The sequence below is a fragment of the Amycolatopsis sp. WAC 01376 genome (assembly GCF_003947415.1).
In the GTDB taxonomy this organism is placed as follows: domain Bacteria; phylum Actinomycetota; class Actinomycetes; order Mycobacteriales; family Pseudonocardiaceae; genus Amycolatopsis.
In genome coordinates this window covers 290369-307396 of the sequence record NZ_QHKL01000006.1, presented here as the reverse complement: position 1 = coordinate 307396, position 17028 = coordinate 290369, and the positions used below count along the sequence as shown (strand labels likewise).

Annotated in this window: 17 protein-coding genes; 11 read left to right on the top strand and 6 right to left on the bottom strand. The window is 68.6% G+C overall.

The window, feature by feature from the left end; genetic code table 11:
• Positions 1-23: 23 nt before the first annotated feature.
• Complete coding sequence (locus tag DMH03_RS28365; protein WP_125795039.1) at positions 24-932, bottom strand: NAD(P)-dependent oxidoreductase; 909 nt, start codon at positions 930-932, stop codon at positions 24-26.
• A 112-nt stretch (positions 933-1044) separates the two neighbouring features.
• On the opposite strand from DMH03_RS28365, the gene DMH03_RS28360 reads away from it, so the two are divergent.
• The 4 genes from DMH03_RS28360 to DMH03_RS28345 all read left to right on the top strand — a co-directional run bounded on the left by DMH03_RS28360 (position 1045) and on the right by DMH03_RS28345 (position 4052).
• Positions 1045-1407, top strand: coding sequence for a MerR family transcriptional regulator (locus DMH03_RS28360; RefSeq protein ID WP_370310892.1), 363 nt, complete (start codon positions 1045-1047; stop codon positions 1405-1407).
• 44 nt (positions 1408-1451) lie between these two features.
• Entirely contained in the window at positions 1452-2030 is a 579-nt protein-coding gene (locus DMH03_RS28355; protein ID WP_125795037.1) for a hypothetical protein, read from the top strand.
• Between the two features lie 358 nt (positions 2031-2388).
• A complete protein-coding gene (locus DMH03_RS28350) occupies positions 2389-3150 on the top strand; it encodes a hypothetical protein (protein ID WP_125795036.1) in 762 nt (253 codons plus the stop codon).
• Between the two features lie 53 nt (positions 3151-3203).
• On the top strand, positions 3204-4052 hold the full coding sequence (locus DMH03_RS28345; RefSeq protein WP_125795035.1) for a hypothetical protein: 849 nt from the start codon (positions 3204-3206) through the stop codon (positions 4050-4052).
• Positions 4053-4254: 202 nt separating this feature from the next.
• Here the strand turns inward: DMH03_RS28345 and DMH03_RS42980 are convergent, their stop codons facing one another.
• From DMH03_RS42980 to DMH03_RS28330, 3 genes are all read right to left on the bottom strand, one after another.
• On the bottom strand, positions 4255-5580 hold the full coding sequence (locus DMH03_RS42980) for a hypothetical protein (protein WP_158633125.1): 1326 nt from the start codon (positions 5578-5580) through the stop codon (positions 4255-4257).
• Between the two features lie 216 nt (positions 5581-5796).
• A complete protein-coding gene (locus DMH03_RS28335) occupies positions 5797-6708 on the bottom strand; it encodes a universal stress protein (protein WP_125795034.1) in 912 nt (303 codons plus the stop codon).
• 2 nt (positions 6709-6710) lie between these two features.
• The gene (locus DMH03_RS28330; protein WP_125795033.1) at positions 6711-7229 is read right to left on the bottom strand and encodes a DUF5994 family protein; all 519 of its coding nucleotides are present in this window, start codon (positions 7227-7229) and stop codon (positions 6711-6713) included.
• A 375-nt stretch (positions 7230-7604) separates the two neighbouring features.
• Between DMH03_RS28330 and DMH03_RS28325 the strand changes: the two genes are divergently transcribed.
• From DMH03_RS28325 to DMH03_RS28315, 3 genes are all read left to right on the top strand, one after another.
• Entirely contained in the window at positions 7605-9053 is a 1449-nt protein-coding gene (locus tag DMH03_RS28325) for a hypothetical protein (protein ID WP_148106385.1), read from the top strand.
• 129 nt (positions 9054-9182) lie between these two features.
• Complete coding sequence (locus DMH03_RS28320; protein ID WP_125789117.1) at positions 9183-9602, top strand: Lsr2 family protein; 420 nt, start codon at positions 9183-9185, stop codon at positions 9600-9602.
• A 495-nt stretch (positions 9603-10097) separates the two neighbouring features.
• Positions 10098-11084 carry an RNA polymerase subunit sigma-70 gene (locus tag DMH03_RS28315; RefSeq protein ID WP_125795031.1) on the top strand — a complete coding sequence of 329 codons (987 nt, stop codon included), beginning with the start codon at positions 10098-10100 and terminating at the stop codon, positions 11082-11084.
• A gap of 4 nt (positions 11085-11088) precedes the next feature.
• On the opposite strand, the gene DMH03_RS28310 is transcribed toward DMH03_RS28315, so the two are convergent.
• Both DMH03_RS28310 and DMH03_RS28305 read right to left on the bottom strand, forming a co-directional pair.
• Positions 11089-11673, bottom strand: coding sequence for a dihydrofolate reductase family protein (locus DMH03_RS28310; protein WP_125795030.1), 585 nt, complete (start codon positions 11671-11673; stop codon positions 11089-11091).
• Positions 11674-11750: 77 nt separating this feature from the next.
• A complete protein-coding gene (locus DMH03_RS28305; RefSeq protein WP_125795029.1) occupies positions 11751-13178 on the bottom strand; it encodes a PLP-dependent aminotransferase family protein in 1428 nt (475 codons plus the stop codon).
• 84 nt (positions 13179-13262) lie between these two features.
• Between DMH03_RS28305 and DMH03_RS28300 the strand changes: the two genes are divergently transcribed.
• From DMH03_RS28300 to DMH03_RS28285, 4 genes are all read left to right on the top strand, one after another.
• Positions 13263-14102, top strand: coding sequence for an EamA family transporter (locus DMH03_RS28300; RefSeq protein WP_125795028.1), 840 nt, complete (start codon positions 13263-13265; stop codon positions 14100-14102).
• A gap of 71 nt (positions 14103-14173) precedes the next feature.
• Entirely contained in the window at positions 14174-14998 is an 825-nt protein-coding gene (locus DMH03_RS28295) for an MBL fold metallo-hydrolase (protein ID WP_125795027.1), read from the top strand.
• Positions 14999-15023: 25 nt separating this feature from the next.
• A complete protein-coding gene (locus tag DMH03_RS28290) occupies positions 15024-15599 on the top strand; it encodes a dihydrofolate reductase family protein (RefSeq protein WP_125795026.1) in 576 nt (191 codons plus the stop codon).
• A 58-nt stretch (positions 15600-15657) separates the two neighbouring features.
• Positions 15658-17022: an NAD(P)/FAD-dependent oxidoreductase gene (locus tag DMH03_RS28285; protein WP_125795025.1), complete on the top strand. Its 1365-nt coding sequence runs from the start codon at positions 15658-15660 to the stop codon at positions 17020-17022.
• The last annotated feature ends 6 nt before the right edge of the window (positions 17023-17028 follow it).

The following is a 17028-nucleotide window of genomic DNA, read 5'->3' as shown; positions in this document are numbered from 1 at the left end:
TGATGCGCTCACGGGTAACGGGATCACGTGGCAGGCGTCGCCTTCTTGAAGATCTCGAACACGGCCAAGTAGTTCTTTCCGCTGTAGCCCTCGGTGATCGCCCGTTCGGCGATCTCCTTCATCAGTCGCGGCTGATCGGAGTGGACGCCTTGTTCCACGCAGGTCCGGGTGATGTGCTCGAGCGCGTTCAGGTTCATTTCCATGGTGCCGAGGTCACCGGGGTAGTTGCCCTTGTCCAGGTCGGGCGCCTGCTCGGCCAGGGTCGAGTCCACCACCGAGGGCATGAACCAGCCCAGCGCGAGCTCGCTGAACTCGACCGCCGAGACGTTCGCCGAGCCGACCATGGCGGTGGCGTGCAGGAAGCCGTTCATGGTCGCGTACATCATTTCGAGCAGTGCCGCGTTGTACAACACCGCCAGGCTGGGGTCGGAGCCGAGGAACCGCGGGTCCCCCATGCTCGCCAGCGCCACCCCGGCCTTGTCGAAGACGTCCCGCGAACCGCTGTACAGGAAGACGGACCCAGGCTGTCCGACGAGCGGCGGCGGCACCATGATCGCACCGTCGAGGTACTCCGCTCCACGCTCGGCCGCCCAGTCGAGTGCCCTGCGTGCCTCCGTCGGCGTGCCGGAGTTGAGGTTCACCAGGACGCGGCCTTTCAGGGCGTCATCGGCGGACTCGAAGATCCCGTACGTGGTCTCGTAGTCCTTGAGACAGATGATCGTGACAGGGCTCGCGGACACCGCATCGGCGACGGTCGCCGCTCGGCGGGCACCCTTGGTGACGAGATCCTCGGCTTTGCCTGGAGTGCGGTTCCACACTGTCAGAGGGTGGCCCTGATTCAGAAGCGCCTCGGCGAGGGCCGTGCCCATGGGGCCGAGGCCGATGACGGTGACAGGGTTGCTGTGCGGGCTTGTCGGCTCCGGTGTTGTCATGAGCGAGACGTTAGAGTCTCACATGGATGTGAGAGTCAACTCGGAGATGTGTGGTGATCGGCACGTGCGTATCGGAGCTTTGTCCCAGCGGACCGGGGTCAGCGTCCGGCTGTTGCGCTACTACGAGGAGCAGGGCCTGTTGACGCCACACCGTCGCCCCAGCGGATATCGCGAGTACCAGGACGAGGACGTGCGCACCGTTCAGCACATCCGCACGCTGCTTGCCGCGGGCCTCACTACCCACACGATCGCCGATCTGTTGCCCTGCATGGTCGACGAAGGCCAGGGATTGGCGCCGGCTTGCCCCGACATGCTTCCCGACCTGTACCGCGAACGTGAACGGATCGACAGCGCCGTAGCCGATCTCGCGGCCGCGCGCGCCGTGCTGGACACCATCATCGCGGCCACGCCGCCGCACGACAGCGTTGAACCGGATGCCTGCCTTGCGATGACGATCAGTGCCACGCCATCGTGACGGACATGTGAGCCGCGGGTAGCGGCCGAACTCAGCTCTCGCAGTTGTCAGAACGGAGCACTCGCGTTTACGACCACATCCCGCCGGACGACGAATCCGCGCGCCCTGCCGACAACGACTTCGCCCTCGCCCCCGGCGAACGCCTGCTCTGGGAAGGCTCACCGAAACACGTCCGGTTCGCCAGAAAGCAGGACCTCGTCATCGTCCCCTTTCTGTTGGTGCCGTGCTACGCCATGTACCCCACCTTCGATAAACCAGGTGGCTGGTTCCTTCTCGGCCTGCTCGTTCTGCTCTCCGTGGCCAAGGGAGTTCACCGCTACCTCGCCATGCGTGCGAGCGCCTACATGGTGACCGACAGGCGCGTGGTCGCCTGGACCCGCGGGCAACCCACGATCTCACGATTCCTGGGCGAACTGGGACCACCTCACCTGGTGGAGCACAAGAACGGCACAGGAACCATCACCTTCGGCGGGCCGGGCAAACCACTCTTCTCCGTCGACGACGACCTACCGGCCGGAACCCCGGAACCGCCACCTTCACCTGAACTCAACGGCCTCGACCACGCGAGCCGGATCCGCGACCTCATCGCCGACGCACAAGACCGGTCACGCCGGGAGCACTAGCGAATTTCGGCGACCAGGCAGCCCTGAAATCTTCGATCATTCGGTTTCCGAGAATTCGCCCGCCGCCAGGTAAACGCGAGAACCAGATTATTCGCCACATCGCACTGTTTCGAAGAATTCGACATGAAATCGCACGGTTTCCGCGTCACGACACACCCGGCATACCCACCATGCTCGCTCCCAAACCTTTTTCAAGACTGAGTTCCAATGAACCGTCCGCGATAATGCCGCCTGTCTATTCAAGACCGTTCGGTGTAGGGTCCGGGGTGGTTGTTCATCGACCGCCGGTGACCGCTTTCAGCGGGACGTTTGAGCTTCTTGCTCCTCCACCATCGGTCTCGGATCCAGGAAAGTCAAAATGCGACACAATCGCACGATTTCCACGCTTGCCGGCGCTTTGGTTCTGGTTGCCGGATCGGTTGTTCTCCTCCCTGCCTCGGCTCAGGCCCGCGCGGAATCCGTTCCCTGCGACGAGGCGGCGCTGGTCTCCGCGGTCGACGCGGCCAACGCGGCCGGTGGCGGCACCGTGACCTTGACCCCCGGGTGCACTTACACCCTCACCTCCGCCCATGGTGACGACGGCGTCCACGGTCCGGCGGGCCTGCCGCTCATCACCACGCCCATCACCTTCGAAGGCAATGCCAACACCATCACCCGTGCGACGGCGGCGGCCGCTTTCCGCATCGGCCAGGTGACATCCACCGGCGGCATCACGCTCAAAGCGGTCACCATCAGCAATGGCCATGCGGCCGCCGCGGGCACTGACGACGGCGGCGGCATCCTCAGTTTCGGCGCGGTGACCCTCACCGGCGGCGCGTTGTCCGGCAACACCGCCAACGGCCGAGGTGGCGCCTTGTACAGCACCGGGACCCCGTCGGCGGCGACGTTCACCAGCAGCACGGTCAACGGCAACACCGCGGGCCAGGGCGGCGGAATCGCCAGTGTGAACGGGACGCTCACGCTCACCAGCAGTGTGGTCGGCACCAACGCCGCGACGGTGAATCCCGGCGGGATCTATTACGTGGCAGGGTCGGCGACGCTGAACACCTCCACGGTGACCGCCAACACCGCGACCAACTGCACCGGCAGTCCCTCTCCCGTTCCCGGATGCGTCGGATGACCGCCGTGTCCTTCTTGAGTCCCAGCGAAATCGTCTCCAGGAAAGAAGATGTGATGCGAAGAAACCGCGGTGTTCTGCGGGCCGTCGTCGGCGCGACCATCCTGAGCGGGAGCATGATCGCGCTGGCTCCCCTCGCGCAGGCGACCACCATTCCCGTGGCGTGCGGCGAAAACGCCCTCGTCGACGCCATCAACCTCGCCAACTCAACGGTCGACAGCGACACCCTGACGCTGGCAGGCGGCTGCACCTACACGCTGACCGCGCCGCACGGCGGCCTCGCCAACGGGCTGCCGGTCATCACCACACCGATCGAACTGCTCGGCCCGGCGACCATCACGCGCACCGCGCTGCTCCCCTTCCGGATCGCCGAAGTCGGCCCGACCGGCAACCTCACCCTGACCACCTCGGTCGCCTTCACCAACGGCAGCGTGGCCGGCAACGGAGGCGGCATCCTCAACCGCGGCGCCGTGACGCTCACCACCAGCAGCCTGAGCGGCAACTACGCCACCCTCGCCGGCGGCGGCCTCGCCAACGCCGACACCCCGTCCGGCACGGCACCCGCCGCGTCGTTCACCAGAAGCAACGTTCTCGGGAACACCGCGCTCCTTCAGGGAGGCGGCATCTACAACGGTCTCCGCGGCACGCTGACCACCACCGGCGTCTCCGGAACTCCGATGCTCATCAGCGGCAACAGCGGCGCCCAAGGAGGCGGTATCGCCGCGGTCGACTCGACCGCGACGACCATCACCCAGACCGCCGTGACCGTGAACCACGCGCTGCTGACTGCGGGCGGCGTCTACCGGGCCAACGGCACCATGACCACCAACAACGCGCCCATCACCGCCAACACCCCCAACAATTGCGTCGGAAGCACCCCTGCCGTGCCCAACTGCACCGGCTGACCGAACCCCGCCGTCGCACGACAAAGCCCCAGCGGACTCCCCGCTGGGGCTCTGTCGCGTGAAAGCCTTCGGCGCCAACGTGTTCAACGACGTGCCCTTGTACGGCTCCCCCGCTTGACTGATGGAGACGGCATGTGAGGCGGCAGATCTCCTGCTGCTACCGGAAATCGTGCCGCCGCACGTCGATACCGCCGCCTGATGGTCAGCAGGTGCAGATGCCGCCGTTGTTGATTCCGGCGACGCCGTTACCGCCCGCGAGCCCGCTGGTACCGGCCGGGGTGGCGATGGTGTCCGCCCCGTCGTTGATGGTTCCGGAGTTCCCGAGACCGCCGGCACCCGCGGCACCGCCGATGCCACCAGGACCACCAGGACCACTGCAACCGGTTCCACCGTCACCGCCGCCGGCACCGTTACCACCCTTGCCACCGGTCGCGGTGATGAGGTCGACACCGGTTCCGCCCGTGAGAGTGCCGGAGTTCCCGATCCCACCGGCACCGCCCGCGCCACCGACACCACCGGCGCCACCGGGCTGGACGGCGGCGGAGCCGTTGCCGCCCTTGCCACCGACGCCACCGTTACCGCCGAGCCCGCCATTGGACTTCAACGTATCGATACCGGCACCACCGGTGACGGTCCCGGAATTCCCGACGCCACCGGCTCCTCCGGCACCGCCGACGCCACCGGCGCCGCCGCCGTGACCGCAGCCTGCGACGCCACCGGCCGCGCCAGTACCACCGGCACCACCGTTGGCGGTGACGCTGTCGAGACCGGGATCGCCGAGATCGCCGGTGAAGGTTCCGGAGTTCCCGACGCCACCGGCCGCGCCCGCGCCGCCGATGCCCCCGGCGCCCGCGCCGCCGGCCACGAGGCCGCTGTTGCCACCCCGACCGCCGAGACCGCCGTTGCCACCCCTGCCCGCGGTGAAGGTCGCGGTGTCGCTGCCCGCGCCACCGGTGACGTTCCCGGCGTTGCCTGCACCACCGATCCCGCCGACGCCACCGTTGCCACCGGCGCCGCCCGCACCGCTGGCGAATCCCGTCCCGCCCTGGCCGCCGTTTCCTCCGGCACCTCCGGCACCACCGGTGACGGTGATGCTGTCGGTACCGGCGCCGCCGTCGACGACACCGGTGCTCCCCACACCGGCACCGCCGACGTTGCCCGCGCCGCCGTTGCCACCCGCGTCACCCGCGGGAGTACCCGCGTTGCCGTCGGCTCCCGGAGGGCCGTTGGTGCCCGCGGCACCGGCCACGCCGGTGACCCTGATCGTGTCGTTACCGGCAAGACCGTTCACGGTGCCGTTCACGGCACCGCCGGTGACGGTGATGATGTTGTTCCCCGCGGTGCCGTCCAGCACTTGACCGGCGGGGATCCCTGCGGTGCAGGTGAAGTTGGCGCCGCTTTGGGTGCACCCCGGAGGGAGAGCCCACGCCTGCGAGGGCACCAGAAGAGCGAAACCTGCCGCGGTGCCCACACCGATCAATGCCCGGCCGGCCCGGCCTGCCGTGCTGATACGTGCTGTCGATCTCATGATCAACCTTCCACCTGTGAAAGGGATCCGGGACTGCTGCCACGGACCTGCGAGGTGGTGTGATGACCGGGGGTCTGGGGTCACTGCCCGGTGCCGCATATCTGAGGGCACCGGATAACCAACACCCTCGACGTGACCGACCCTTCGCTCTTTCACCGGGCCTGGCAAGGCAAACGGTTGCCGGTCACCCGTACGTGGACAGGTCTCCCACCGGCTTCACAGTTCCGCGTCGAGGTGATCTCCCCGGATGACGGCGACGGGACACTCGGCGTGGGCGATCAGCGCCTGGCTGGTCGACCCGAGGAGCATGCCCTCGAATCCGCCGCGGCCCCGGCTGCCGACGACGAGAAGCCGTGCGCCCGCACCGATTTCGAGCAACGCGCGGACCGGCCTTCCCTTGCGGACGACGATCTCGACCGGAACGTCCGGACACTTCTCCCGCCAGGGAGCCACCTGTTCCTCGGTCGATTTCCGGTCTGCGGCCTCGATCTCGGCCGGATCGACGGCGAGGAACTGAGGCCGGATCGCGCCGTGGTCGACCAGTTCCGACCAGGTCCGGACGACCGTCAGGCGAGCGTTCCACAGCTTCGCTTCGTCGAACGCGAACCCGAGGGCCGCCTCGCTGATCGGCGAACCGTCCGTGCCCACGACGACCGGTCCCGCTTCCGGTGCGGCATCGTCCGGTCGCCGGCCTCGGGCCACGACGATCGGGCAATGGCCGTGATGCGCGAGCGCGACCGCGGTGGAGCCCACCAGCATCCCGGTGAAACCGCCGAGTCCCCGTGACCCGAGCACGACCGCCGCCGCCCTCGCCGACTCCTGGATCAGGGCGGCCGCCGGGTGCCACTCGCGGACCGCGGTCTCGACGACGAGATCCGCATGCCTGGCGAACACCGCTTCCTTCGCCTCGAGGATCCATGCTCGACCGCGGCTCTCGAAACCCTCACCGACCCCGTCGAACGAGGGGACCACCCCCGGCATCTTCACGACCGGGATCGTGAACACGTGGACGAGCCGCAAGGGCAGCCCACGTTTCGCGGCCTCGTCCGCCGCCCAGAGCGCGGCGGTCCTCGCGGACCGTGACCCGTCGATCCCAGCGACGATGGACTTCTCCGTGCCGACCGGCATTTTCACTCCTCAAGCTTTGTCTGACCGAATTCTTGCTTCAGCTCGCCGCGACCACCTTCGGATTCCCAACGGGCGAGGGCGTTCTCCGGGACGGGCCGCGCGCCGAACTCGTCAAGGAGCGCCTCCGGGCCGGCTACGTTGTTCTGCCCGGAGGCCGCCACCAGCACTCCCTCGGCAGCGGCCGGGTCCGCCTCCGGCGGGATGACCAGCAACGTGAGCCGCTGCATGTTCCCGCCGGTCACGTGCACGATATGAACGTTCTGCGAGCCGATTCCCTCCAGCTTGACCAGCCGCCCGTGCCAGATCAGCTCACGGACCGTGACCGCCCAGGCCGACGGCGGGAACGCCACCCGCCACACCGGGCCGATCCGGCCGTCGAGCGACGCGGCGAGCTCCGGCACTTCGACCGTCAAGTCACGCGACCGCGGCCACCAAGCGCCGTCGACGCGACCGCTTTCCGAGTTACGAGGCTTGATCCTCACCCGTTCGGCCGTGTCCAGGACGAGAGGGTCGGCACGCATATTCGGCTCCGGTCTCCGGCCACGAAGACCGGTATCAGATGAAGAACCGAAGGTGACATCGGTCGTTCTCCGACGCGCGAGATACTCTCGGTACTTTTATTGTACAGAGGAAACCGCGTCGCGAACCGGCGATAATTCATCTGTTCCGGATTCCAGCACGGAAATCGGCATATGAACAAGATTTCGTCCATTGAGGACAATGATCGTTCCGCCGGTTCCGGACGGCCGATATCGTCAGCGTAGCCCCTGAACCAGGCGCTACGACCATCGATGCGCGACCGGTGCCTCACGCCCGGTGCCCGCCGGTGGGCACGAGCCGGAAGACGAAACTTCCGTCACGCTCCGCTGAAGATCCGCCTCCAGGCGGCCGCCGGCGTGACCGCGCTGAACGAGGTGAGCCGAATCAAGGCCGCTTTTCGCCAACCGCACTGCCAATACACCAGGTCAGGACGTACCATGGAGGCAGGCGGCAGGCGTGACACTGTCCACGGCGCCGGTCCTGGCAAGCTCCCTGCCGCTGCTCGCGGCAGTCGAGTGATCAACGCTGCCTTCCCTTCTCGGCTCTCCTCGCATTTCACAGCCGGTTCTGACCGGTCCGACTCACTTCACAGGAGATCCTCCATCAGCGTTCCAGTCGTCCTGCCGCATGCAGTCAGCGCTCCTCGTTCTCTCACCGATGTATATGGCCCCGGCATCGCCGTCTGCGCGCGGCCCGAACTGGCCGCGGCCGAACCCGTGAACAGGCACCGCCACACCCGCGACGTGGTCTCCGCGCGGCCGATCGCCGTCGCGGCCGACATGCCGGTGATCTGCAGCGCCGGTGGGACTGACCCGGATTTGCTGGCACACCTGCGTGACAGCGGCCTGCCTGTCGGCACGGATTTGCGCGAGTTCCGAACCGAAAGGGAATTCGCCGACCGCGTCACCGAAGCGATATCCGACGGCCTGCTGATGTCGATGGAGTACCCGCAGCCGACCACGCTGTGCCCGGACGAACGCGCGCTCAAGAGCGCGCAGCTCGTCGGCTATTTGAACAACAAAGCCAGCATCACCACCTTGGTCGATCCACGTTTCCAAGCGCACCGCAGCGTCGTGACCCGCGGGCAACTCGCGGAGGCGGCACCGGCGGAGAAGTCGTGGGTGCTCAAGGCCGCGACCAACGACGCGCACGGCGGCAGCCTTGATGTCTATCTGCACCAGGCCCACGAGCAGATCACGCTGCCGGCGTTCACCGACGTGCTCAACGAGTTCGTCGTCGAGGAGTACTTGCAGATCCTGCGTAACTGGGGCCTGCAGTTCTATGTGGCAGCGGACGCGCGGGCTCGCCTGCTGGCGGTGACGGAACAACGCGTCGACGCGATCGGGGTCTATGCCGGCGGCCGATTCGGCGCGGTCACCACTCCTCCCGCCGAACTGCTCGCCGAATGCCTGGCGATCACCCAGCGCGCGGCCGATGTCGGCTACCGCGGCCTGTGCAGCCTCGACTGTGCCGAAACCCGGGACGGCCAGCAGGTCGTGCTCGACCTGAACTTCCGGATCACCAGTGGCTCGATCCCGTTGCTGGCGATGCAGTCCGTCCGCCCCGACGCGCTCGACCTCCCCGCCGAATCCGTGAAGCTGACCGTCTCCGGCCCACTCACCGACCTGCTCGCCGGGATACGCCCGGAGTTGGCCGCCGGTGGCCTGCTCATCGTGGCCGGTCATGACACCGGTCACACGGACAGTCCGCTCCGGCAAAGCACCTTGCAACTGCTGGTCCTCGGGGACGACCCCGGCGAGGTGACCGCTCGACGCCGTACGCTGGAAGAGAAAATCGGCAAGTAAGGCTCAGTCGTGCGACCGGCGGGCGTCGTCCGGACGTCCCGCCGATCACGCGACGACACCACGGCCTAGGCTCATTGGCACTGCGCCAATCCGAGATGGCGTGGCATGACCTAGCGGAAGGCACTTTCGATGGCACAAAAGGTATCCGTCCAGATCGTCGACGACATCGACGGTGGCGAAGCCACCCAGACCGTGCCCTTCGCGCTCGACGGCGTCACCTACGAGATCGATCTCTCCGATGACAACGCCGGCGCCCTGCGCGAAGAGCTCGAGCGCTTCATCGACGCCAGCAGGCGAGTCGGCGGGCGCAAGGTGAAGGTCGCAACCGGACAGTCCACCGTGGCCGGTGGCGCGGCGAAGCCCACCGACCGCGAACGCAACCAGCAGGTCCGCGCCTGGGCGTCGGCCAACGGTTACGCGATCGCCGAGCGCGGCCGCATTCCCAACGAGATCTACGAAGCGTTCGACAACGCCGAGTCGGCCCCCGCCGAACCGGTCGCCGAAGAGGCTCCCGTCAAGCGCAAGCGTGCACCTCGCAAGAAGTCCTGAATCGCCGATCGCGCCCTTGACGTCCTTTCCTCGTTAGACCGGACAGGGACCTCAAGGGCGCGTCGCGGGAATTGAGGCGCCGCACATTCAGCTGCTGTTCGGGCGCGGCCTGCCCCTGCGGCGGTTATCGAGGGGCAAGGCGAAGGTATCCATTTCGGGTACTTTTCGCGGGGGTCGTGAGTGGCAATGATCGTTCTATTGAGGGGAAGGCCGAACGTGTCGTGGCGCGGGGCCGGCGTCGCTTCTGCGTACGTGTTCTCCTGGTAGTGAGGGCCTCTTTGCCTACTCTGAAGGTAGGGAAGGAGGCTTTCGCTACTTTCAGGTGTGGTCCCTGGTGACAGTGGGACGGCTGTGACCTCGCATTGTCCCCTGTGGACACTCAAGCTCTCGTGGCCAGTCCAGAGCTACGCCACGGGGCTCTTCCACCGATCAGAAATCCTCCGCCACGTCGTCGGTTCTGGTGACCCCCTCGCACCGGTGGAAGGATTGACGACCATGACCGACGCCAGCCCGCTGAACACCGACGAGGCCACGTTCATCGCGGTGGCCCGCTCAGGCGATACCGCGCGGTTCGCGCTCATCACCGAACGCCACCGACGTGAGCTGCAGGTGCACTGCTACCGGATGCTCGCGAACTACGACGACGCCCAGGACATGACGCAGGAGACGTTCCTGCGAGCGTGGAACAAGCGGGAGTCGTTCAAGGGCCACGCCGCGCTGCGGACCTGGCTGTACCGGATCGCGACGAACGCCTGCCTCGACTTCCTTCAGAAGCGCGACGACCGCACACCGCTACCGTCCGAGGTGCTGTACCTGCAGCCGTACCCCGACCGGATGCTCCCCGAGGACCCGCAGGAATCGGTGGTGTCGCGGGAGACGATCGAGCTGGCGTTCATCGTCGCCGTCCAGCACCTGCCGCCGCGGCAGCGGGCGGTGTTCATCCTGCGCGACGTCCTCGGCTGGCCGGCGTCGAAGGCCGCCGACGCCCTCGAGCTGACCGTCGCGTCGGTGACCAGCGCATTGCAGCGGGCCCGCGTGACGATGCGCGAGCAGCTGCCCGACCGCCGCCTCGACTGGCGGAGCCCCGCTCCCCACGAGCTGTCGCAGGACGAGCGCGGCGTGGTGAAGGCGTATATCGACGCCCATGAGCGCAACGACCTCGACGGGCTGATGTCCCTGCTGCGCGACGACCTGCGCTTCGCGATGCTGCCCGAGCTGGGCCCGGTGACCATGACGGCCAAGGACGCGGTGGACGGCTGGGTCGCCGGCGGGCTCTTCCAGCGCGGCCGCGACGACTGGCGCGGTATCGCCACGACGGTCAACCGCATGCCTGCCGCCGTGCTGTACCTCCGCGCCCCCGAAGACGCGGAGTACCGGCTGTTCGCCATCGCAGTGCTGCGCATCGTCGACGGGAAGATCGCCGAGCTCACCGGATTCGACGCCGCCGGCAAACCCTGGCTGGACGCGCCCCCGGCACTCTGACCACTCAGCGCCTCGTCTCGTATCGGGTCAGCACCACGCCGCCGGGAAACGTCCGCGTCTCGACGAGGTTCAGGTTCACCCAGCTGTCCAGCGCGGTGAAGAACGGCGTGCCGCCGCCCACCAAGACCGGCACGGTGACCAGCAGGTACTCGTCGATCAGCCCGGCCCGCATGGCCGCCCCGGCGAGCGTCGCGCCGCCGATGTCCATCGGGCCGCCGTCCTCGGCCTTGAGCCGGGTGATCTCGGCGACCACGTCACCGGTGACCAGGCGGGTGTTCCCATCGACCTTGTCGATCGTCGAGGAGAACACCGCCTTCGGCATGTCCCGCCAGCGGCGGGCGTACTCGATCTCCGCCGGGGTGGCGCCGGGCTGCCGGTCGGCGGTCGGCCAGTGGGGACTCATCGCCTCCCACAGCTTGCGCCCGTACAGCGCCAAACCCGTCGCGGCCACCCGGTCGGACCACCACTGGAACAGCTCGTCGCTCGGCGAAGAGTCCGGTCCCTCACCCCCGCTCCAGCCGAGGTCGTCGCCGGGCGCGGCGATGTAGCCGTCCAGGGTCACATTCATGCCGAAGGTCAGTTTCCGCATGGCGTCAGCCTCCTGTGAATCGATCTCACACGTATAGACGGGCGCGGCGCGGAAACCTGATCGGTGCGTGTCGTCTGTCAGGGCGCGGTCTGGTGTCGGACGGCTTTGGCGAGGGTGCGGATGCCCTTGCGGATCTGGCGTTCGCTGACGTTCCCGAAGCCGAGTACGAGAGCGGGCGGGCGCGGCTCGGTGGCCGGGGCGGACGCGAACCGGTAGTGGTCGAGTCCGTTGACTCGGACACCCATGGTCGCGGCGGCCGCCACGACGGCGCGCTCGGATGTCCCGTCGGGCAGGCGCAGCAAGGCGTGGCAGCCGGCCGCGAGCCCGTGTAGCTTGCCTGGCCCGAAGGCGAGGTCGGCCTCGGCCGCCAGCACGTCCCGGCGGGCGCGGTAGATCTCCCGCACGCGGCGCAGGTGGCGGTCGAACCTGCCCGATTCCATGAGCAGCGCCAACGCTTCCTGGTCCAGCACGGGGGCGCCGCGAGAACTGAGTCGTTGCTCCTGGACGATCCCGGCCACGAACCGCGGTGGCGCGAGGACCCAGCCCAGGCGGATCGCGGGTGCGAGCGTCTTGCTGACCGATCCCAGCGCGATCACCCGGGCGGGGTCGAGGCCTTGCAGCGAGCCGACCGGCTGACGGTCGTACCGGAATTCGGCGTCGTAGTCGTCCTCGAGGATCACCCCGTCGACCTCGTCCGCCCAGGCGACCAGGTCGCGTCGCCGCGACGGGCCGAGCGCGACACCGGTGGGGCATTGGTGGGCCGGGGTCAGCAACACCGCCCGTGCCCCGGTTTCGCGCAGGCGGGCCACGTCGAGGCCGTGGTCGTCGACGCGGACCGGCACGGGGTCCAGGCCGGCGCGGCGCGCGATGAGGTCGTGCTCTCGGGGGCCGGGATCCTCCAGCGCGACCCGCTGGATGCCGTGCTGTGCCAGCGTCGCGAGGGCGAAAGCCAGCCCCTGCCGGAAACCCGAAACGACGACGGCGTCCTCGGCGACCGCGCACCCCGACCGAACGCGACGGTGGTAGGCGGTGACGATCTCGCGCAGGTGTCGCACACCGGCCGGGTCCTCGTCCCCCAGCCCGGCGGTCGGCAGGGTCCGCGTCGCCTCCGACACCGCCCAACTCCAATCGGCCAACGGCACCGAGCCGAGATCGGGGATGCCGTACTCGAAGTCGGCCTCGATCGGGTGGAACGGCGCGGCAAAAGCGGGCGCTTGCCGGGCGGGTCCGTCGGCGGGCAACGAGGCCACCCGTGTCCCGGAGCCGACCGCCGACTCGACGTAGCCCTCGGCCAGCAACTGCTCGTAGACATCGACGACCGTGCCGCGGGAAACGCCGAGCAGCTCAGCCAGGCGCCGAGTCGACGGCAGGCGCTCTCCGGCACCGAGCCGTCGAGCGCGGATGGCCGCCCGCAACTGGGTCTGGATCTGAACCCCGAGCGGTCCAGCGCCACGGTCCAACGTCACCAGAAGGTCGGGGCCACCGCGCGCCCACTCCACAGCCATGCCACCAGTACACCAAAATGGTCCACTCCCCGGGTCGGCGAGTGGACCTTCTGACCAGACCACCTCGGCCCCAGGCTGGAGGGCATGAACATCGGGATCCTCCTGGCACTCTCGTCGGCTCTCTCCTACGGCGCGGCGGACTTCGTCGGCGGCGTCGGCTCGCGCCGTCACTCCTCATCGCAGGTCGTTCTGGTCGGGCAGGTCGCCGGCGCGCTCGTCATGCTCGTGGCCGGCCTGCTGGTGCCGGGCCATCCGGCCACCTCGGACTTCATTTGGGCGCTGCTGGCCGGCGTCGGCTCGTCGACCGGCGGCATCTTCCTGTTCCGCGGGCTGGCCCGCGGCCGGATGGGTCTGGTGGCGCCGATCTCGGCGGTCGGGGCCGCGCTACTGCCCGTACTGGTGGGCGCGGTCCTCGGTGAGCGTCCCGGCCGGCTGGTCTGGGTCGGCGTGTTCGCCGCACTCGCGGGGATCTGGTTGGTCTCCCGCGAGACCACATCGGATCGACCGGCGCGCACGCGCGGAGCGCTCGTCGACGGCGCCATCGCGGGAGTGGGATTCGGGGTCCTGTTCATCGCACTGGACCAGATCTCGGCCGACGCCGGTCTACTTCCGCTGGCCGGAAACCAGCTGATCGGCGCGATCCTGACCATCCTCGCCGCCACGTGCCTGCGGCAGCGATGGCGTCCCAGCCGCGGTGTGGTCGGCTGGGGCAGCGCCTCCGGCCTGCTCGGCGTCTCGGGCACCCTGGGGTTCATGGTCGCCACCGGAACGACCAGCCTCGGCGTCGCCGGAGTCCTCGCCTCCCTCTACCCGGCCGTCACCGTGCTGCTCGCGGCAGGCGTGCTCGGGGAACGGATCGACACCCGGCAAAGAACGGGCATCGGCATCTGCACCCTCGCGGTCGCCTCCCTGGCACTGGGCTGAACCTCGACACACCATCAAGGCAGGAGACCACGAATGAACGACATCAGGCCGCAGGCCGCGGAAGGAGCTTCATGCTGACCCAGGTTGCCGAGGGCGTGCTGGTCCACCAGAGCGAGTTGCTTCGGAACAACACCGTTGTCGTGCAGGGCAATGGCGGCGTGCTGCTCATCGACGCCGGGATAACGGGCGACGAGATGGCCTGTCTCGCGAACGACCTTCGCGAGTTGGGCGAGCCCGTCGTGGCGGGGTTTTCGACCCATCCTGATTGGGATCACGTGCTGTGGCACGCCGAACTCGGCGACGCACCTCGTTTCGGTACAGCCCGCTGTGCGGCTTATACGCGAGATGTGCGGTCGAAGGCGGATTGGAAGGCCCGCGCCGCCGAGGGGTTGCCGCCGGAAATCGCCGAGGAAACACCGCTGGACCTGTACGGCCTCATCACGGGTCTGCCAGCCGGCACCGCGCGGATTCCTTGGGATGGCCCCGAAGTCCGGATCATCGAGCATCCGGCGCATGCCCCGGGCCACGCGGCACTGTTGATCGAAGAACGCCGGGTTCTCGTCGCCGGCGACATGCTCTCGGATGTCTTCATTCCGATGCTCGACGACGTGAACGACACCAATGACCCGATCGAGGAGTACCTCGTCGGGCTGCGGCTGCTCGAGGATGTGGCGGACGACGTCGAGGTCGTCATCCCCGGGCATGGTTCCGTCGGCAGAGGTGATCGGGTACGCGCGAGGATCCACCAGGATCGGGCATACGTGCACGCCCTGCGTGACGGCCGTGATCCCGACGACCCGCGAATCGGTCCCTCGGCCGAGCCCGGCTGGGAATGGGTGAGCGACATCCACGAAGGACAACGCCGGCGCTTCGCCGAGAGAACCGCACGCGGCTGACGCTACCGAACCAAGGAGCCTACGAATGAATGACACCGAACCGCAGACCGCGGCAGGAAAGGTGCTCTGGCACTTCACGATGTCGCTGGACGGCTTCGTGGCGGGCCCGGACCACGCGATGGACTGGATGACCGGGACGAACCGCCCGGGGCTGGAAGGCGAATACGTCAGGACCACGGGCGCCGTGCTGGGAGGTCGAGACGGCTGGGACATGGCCGCCGCGAGTGGGGGCCGCCCGTACGGCGGCGACTGGGACGGGCCGATCTTCGTGCTCACGCATCACCCCGAGGACGCGGCGCCCGCCGAGGGGGTCACCTTCCTCGACTGTGACCCCGCGGAGGCGGTACGGCTCGGACTCGAGGCCGCCGACGGCAAGAACCTCGAAGTGTTGTCCCCGGCCATCGGCGCTCAGCTACTCGATCTGGGCCTGATCGACGAGATCGACCTGCACATCGCACCGGTCCTGCTCGGCGAGGGCATCCGGCTCTACCACGCCCCTGGCCGCGCGCCGATTCACCTGCACCAGGTCGGCGACGGCGATCGCAGCTCGGAAGTCAACGTGCGGTACCGACCTGCCGGACCGTCGACGACCGGCGATTGACTCCCACTATTCAACAAGTTATATATAACCAATGCCATACCTTGGACGAGGTCGTGCGGTGGTGCTCGGTGCGGGGGTCGCCGGTCTCGTGACGGCACGGGTCCTGTCCGAGCATTACGACGAGGTGGTCGTGGTCGAGCGCGACGAGCTTCCCGACCGGCCGGGGCACCGGCGCTTCGTTCCGCAGTCGCATCACGCGCACGGCCTGTTGGGCTCCGGCCGCCGGGTGCTGGTCGGACTGTTCCCCGGCCTGTCGGCGGAACTGGCCGCCGGTGGCGCGCTCACGCCGGGCTCCAACGACCCCGCGATGGGAGACCGTTCGCTCTTCCTGGTCCGCGGCGAGACGACCATCCGGATACCGGCCTGGTGGAGCGCGGGTTTCGGCGCGAGCCGGATCCTGCTCGAGCACGCGATCCGCGCCCGCGTACGGGCGCTGCCGAACGTCACGGTCCTGGACCGGACACCCGCCACCGGGCTGCTGACCGACCGGTCCCGCCGCCTGGTCACCGGTGTCCGAACGCCCGGCGAGGACCTGGGCGGCGACCTGGTCGTCGACGCGTCGGGCCGGAACTCGCCACTGCCGGAGTGGCTCGAGCGGATCGGATACCGGCCGCCTGCCCGCTCGGTCGTCCACTCCGACGTCCGCTACGTCAGCGTGGTCACCGAACCCGATCCGTCCTTCGATCCCGAGTGGCTGGCCATCCTCGGCGGCCAGGCCGAATCCGGCTCCTCCGTCGGCGGTGTCGTGCTCCGCGTCGAGCACGGCCTGCTGCACATCTCGTTCGGCTCGATCGCCCGCGGCGGTCCGGTTCCGGCGGACCTGGCCGAGTTGCGCGGCTTCGCCGATCGGCTGACGGCGCCGGTGGTGGCCGAGGCGCTCCGCCGGTCGACACCGACCGGCCCGATCCGCGCCTTCCGCGTTCGCAGCAACACCCGGCGGCACTACGACCGCACTCGCGAGATGCCCGAGGGCGTCCTCGCCCTCGGCGACGCCGCCAGCGCGGCCAATCCCATCTACGGCCAGGGAATGAGCGTGGCCGCCCTGTCCGCGGCCGCGCTCGGCCGGGTGCTCGCCGCCGGGGACGACGCGGGGTTCGGACGCCGGGCGGCACGGGCCATCGCCGCCACGTCCGGCGCGGCGTGGCGCCTCGCGCTCGGGGAGGACCTCCGCTACGGATGCCGCACCGAAGGGGTCCGGCCATCGTGGACGGCCAGGTTCGGTGAGGGCTACCGCAACCGACTGGAACGAGCGGCGGCGCTGGATCCCGAGGTGGCGGCGGCTTTCAACGACGTGCTCAATCTCCACCGTCCGTTGTCGTCGCTCGGTTCCCCGCGGATCGCCCGGCGGGTGCTGAGGCCGTTGCGTGACCGCGATCCCGGTCCGCTGTCCGCGACCGTCGCCGCGGTACTCGGCGTCGCCTGAACCCCG

Excerpts from the sequence above, each read along its gene's own strand:
- DMH03_RS28315 (WP_125795031.1), top strand. The coding sequence starts at position 10,098 with ATGACCGACGCCAGCCCGCTGAACACCGACGAGGCCACGTTCATCGCG.
- DMH03_RS28330 (WP_125795033.1), bottom strand. The coding sequence starts at position 7,229 with ATGCGTGCCGACCCTCTCGTCCTGGACACGGCCGAACGGGTGAGGATC.
- DMH03_RS28305 (WP_125795029.1), bottom strand. The coding sequence starts at position 13,178 with ATGGCTGTGGAGTGGGCGCGCGGTGGCCCCGACCTTCTGGTGACGTTG.
- DMH03_RS28295 (WP_125795027.1), top strand. The coding sequence starts at position 14,174 with ATGCTGACCCAGGTTGCCGAGGGCGTGCTGGTCCACCAGAGCGAGTTG.
- DMH03_RS28335 (WP_125795034.1), bottom strand. The coding sequence starts at position 6,708 with ATGCCGGTCGGCACGGAGAAGTCCATCGTCGCTGGGATCGACGGGTCA.
- DMH03_RS42980 (WP_158633125.1), bottom strand. The coding sequence starts at position 5,580 with ATGAGATCGACAGCACGTATCAGCACGGCAGGCCGGGCCGGCCGGGCA.
- DMH03_RS28320 (WP_125789117.1), top strand. The coding sequence starts at position 9,183 with ATGGCACAAAAGGTATCCGTCCAGATCGTCGACGACATCGACGGTGGC.
- DMH03_RS28300 (WP_125795028.1), top strand. The coding sequence starts at position 13,263 with ATGAACATCGGGATCCTCCTGGCACTCTCGTCGGCTCTCTCCTACGGC.
- DMH03_RS28290 (WP_125795026.1), top strand. The coding sequence starts at position 15,024 with ATGAATGACACCGAACCGCAGACCGCGGCAGGAAAGGTGCTCTGGCAC.
- DMH03_RS28350 (WP_125795036.1), top strand. The coding sequence starts at position 2,389 with ATGCGACACAATCGCACGATTTCCACGCTTGCCGGCGCTTTGGTTCTG.
- DMH03_RS28345 (WP_125795035.1), top strand. The coding sequence starts at position 3,204 with ATGCGAAGAAACCGCGGTGTTCTGCGGGCCGTCGTCGGCGCGACCATC.
- DMH03_RS28365 (WP_125795039.1), bottom strand. The coding sequence starts at position 932 with ATGACAACACCGGAGCCGACAAGCCCGCACAGCAACCCTGTCACCGTC.
- DMH03_RS28310 (WP_125795030.1), bottom strand. The coding sequence starts at position 11,673 with ATGCGGAAACTGACCTTCGGCATGAATGTGACCCTGGACGGCTACATC.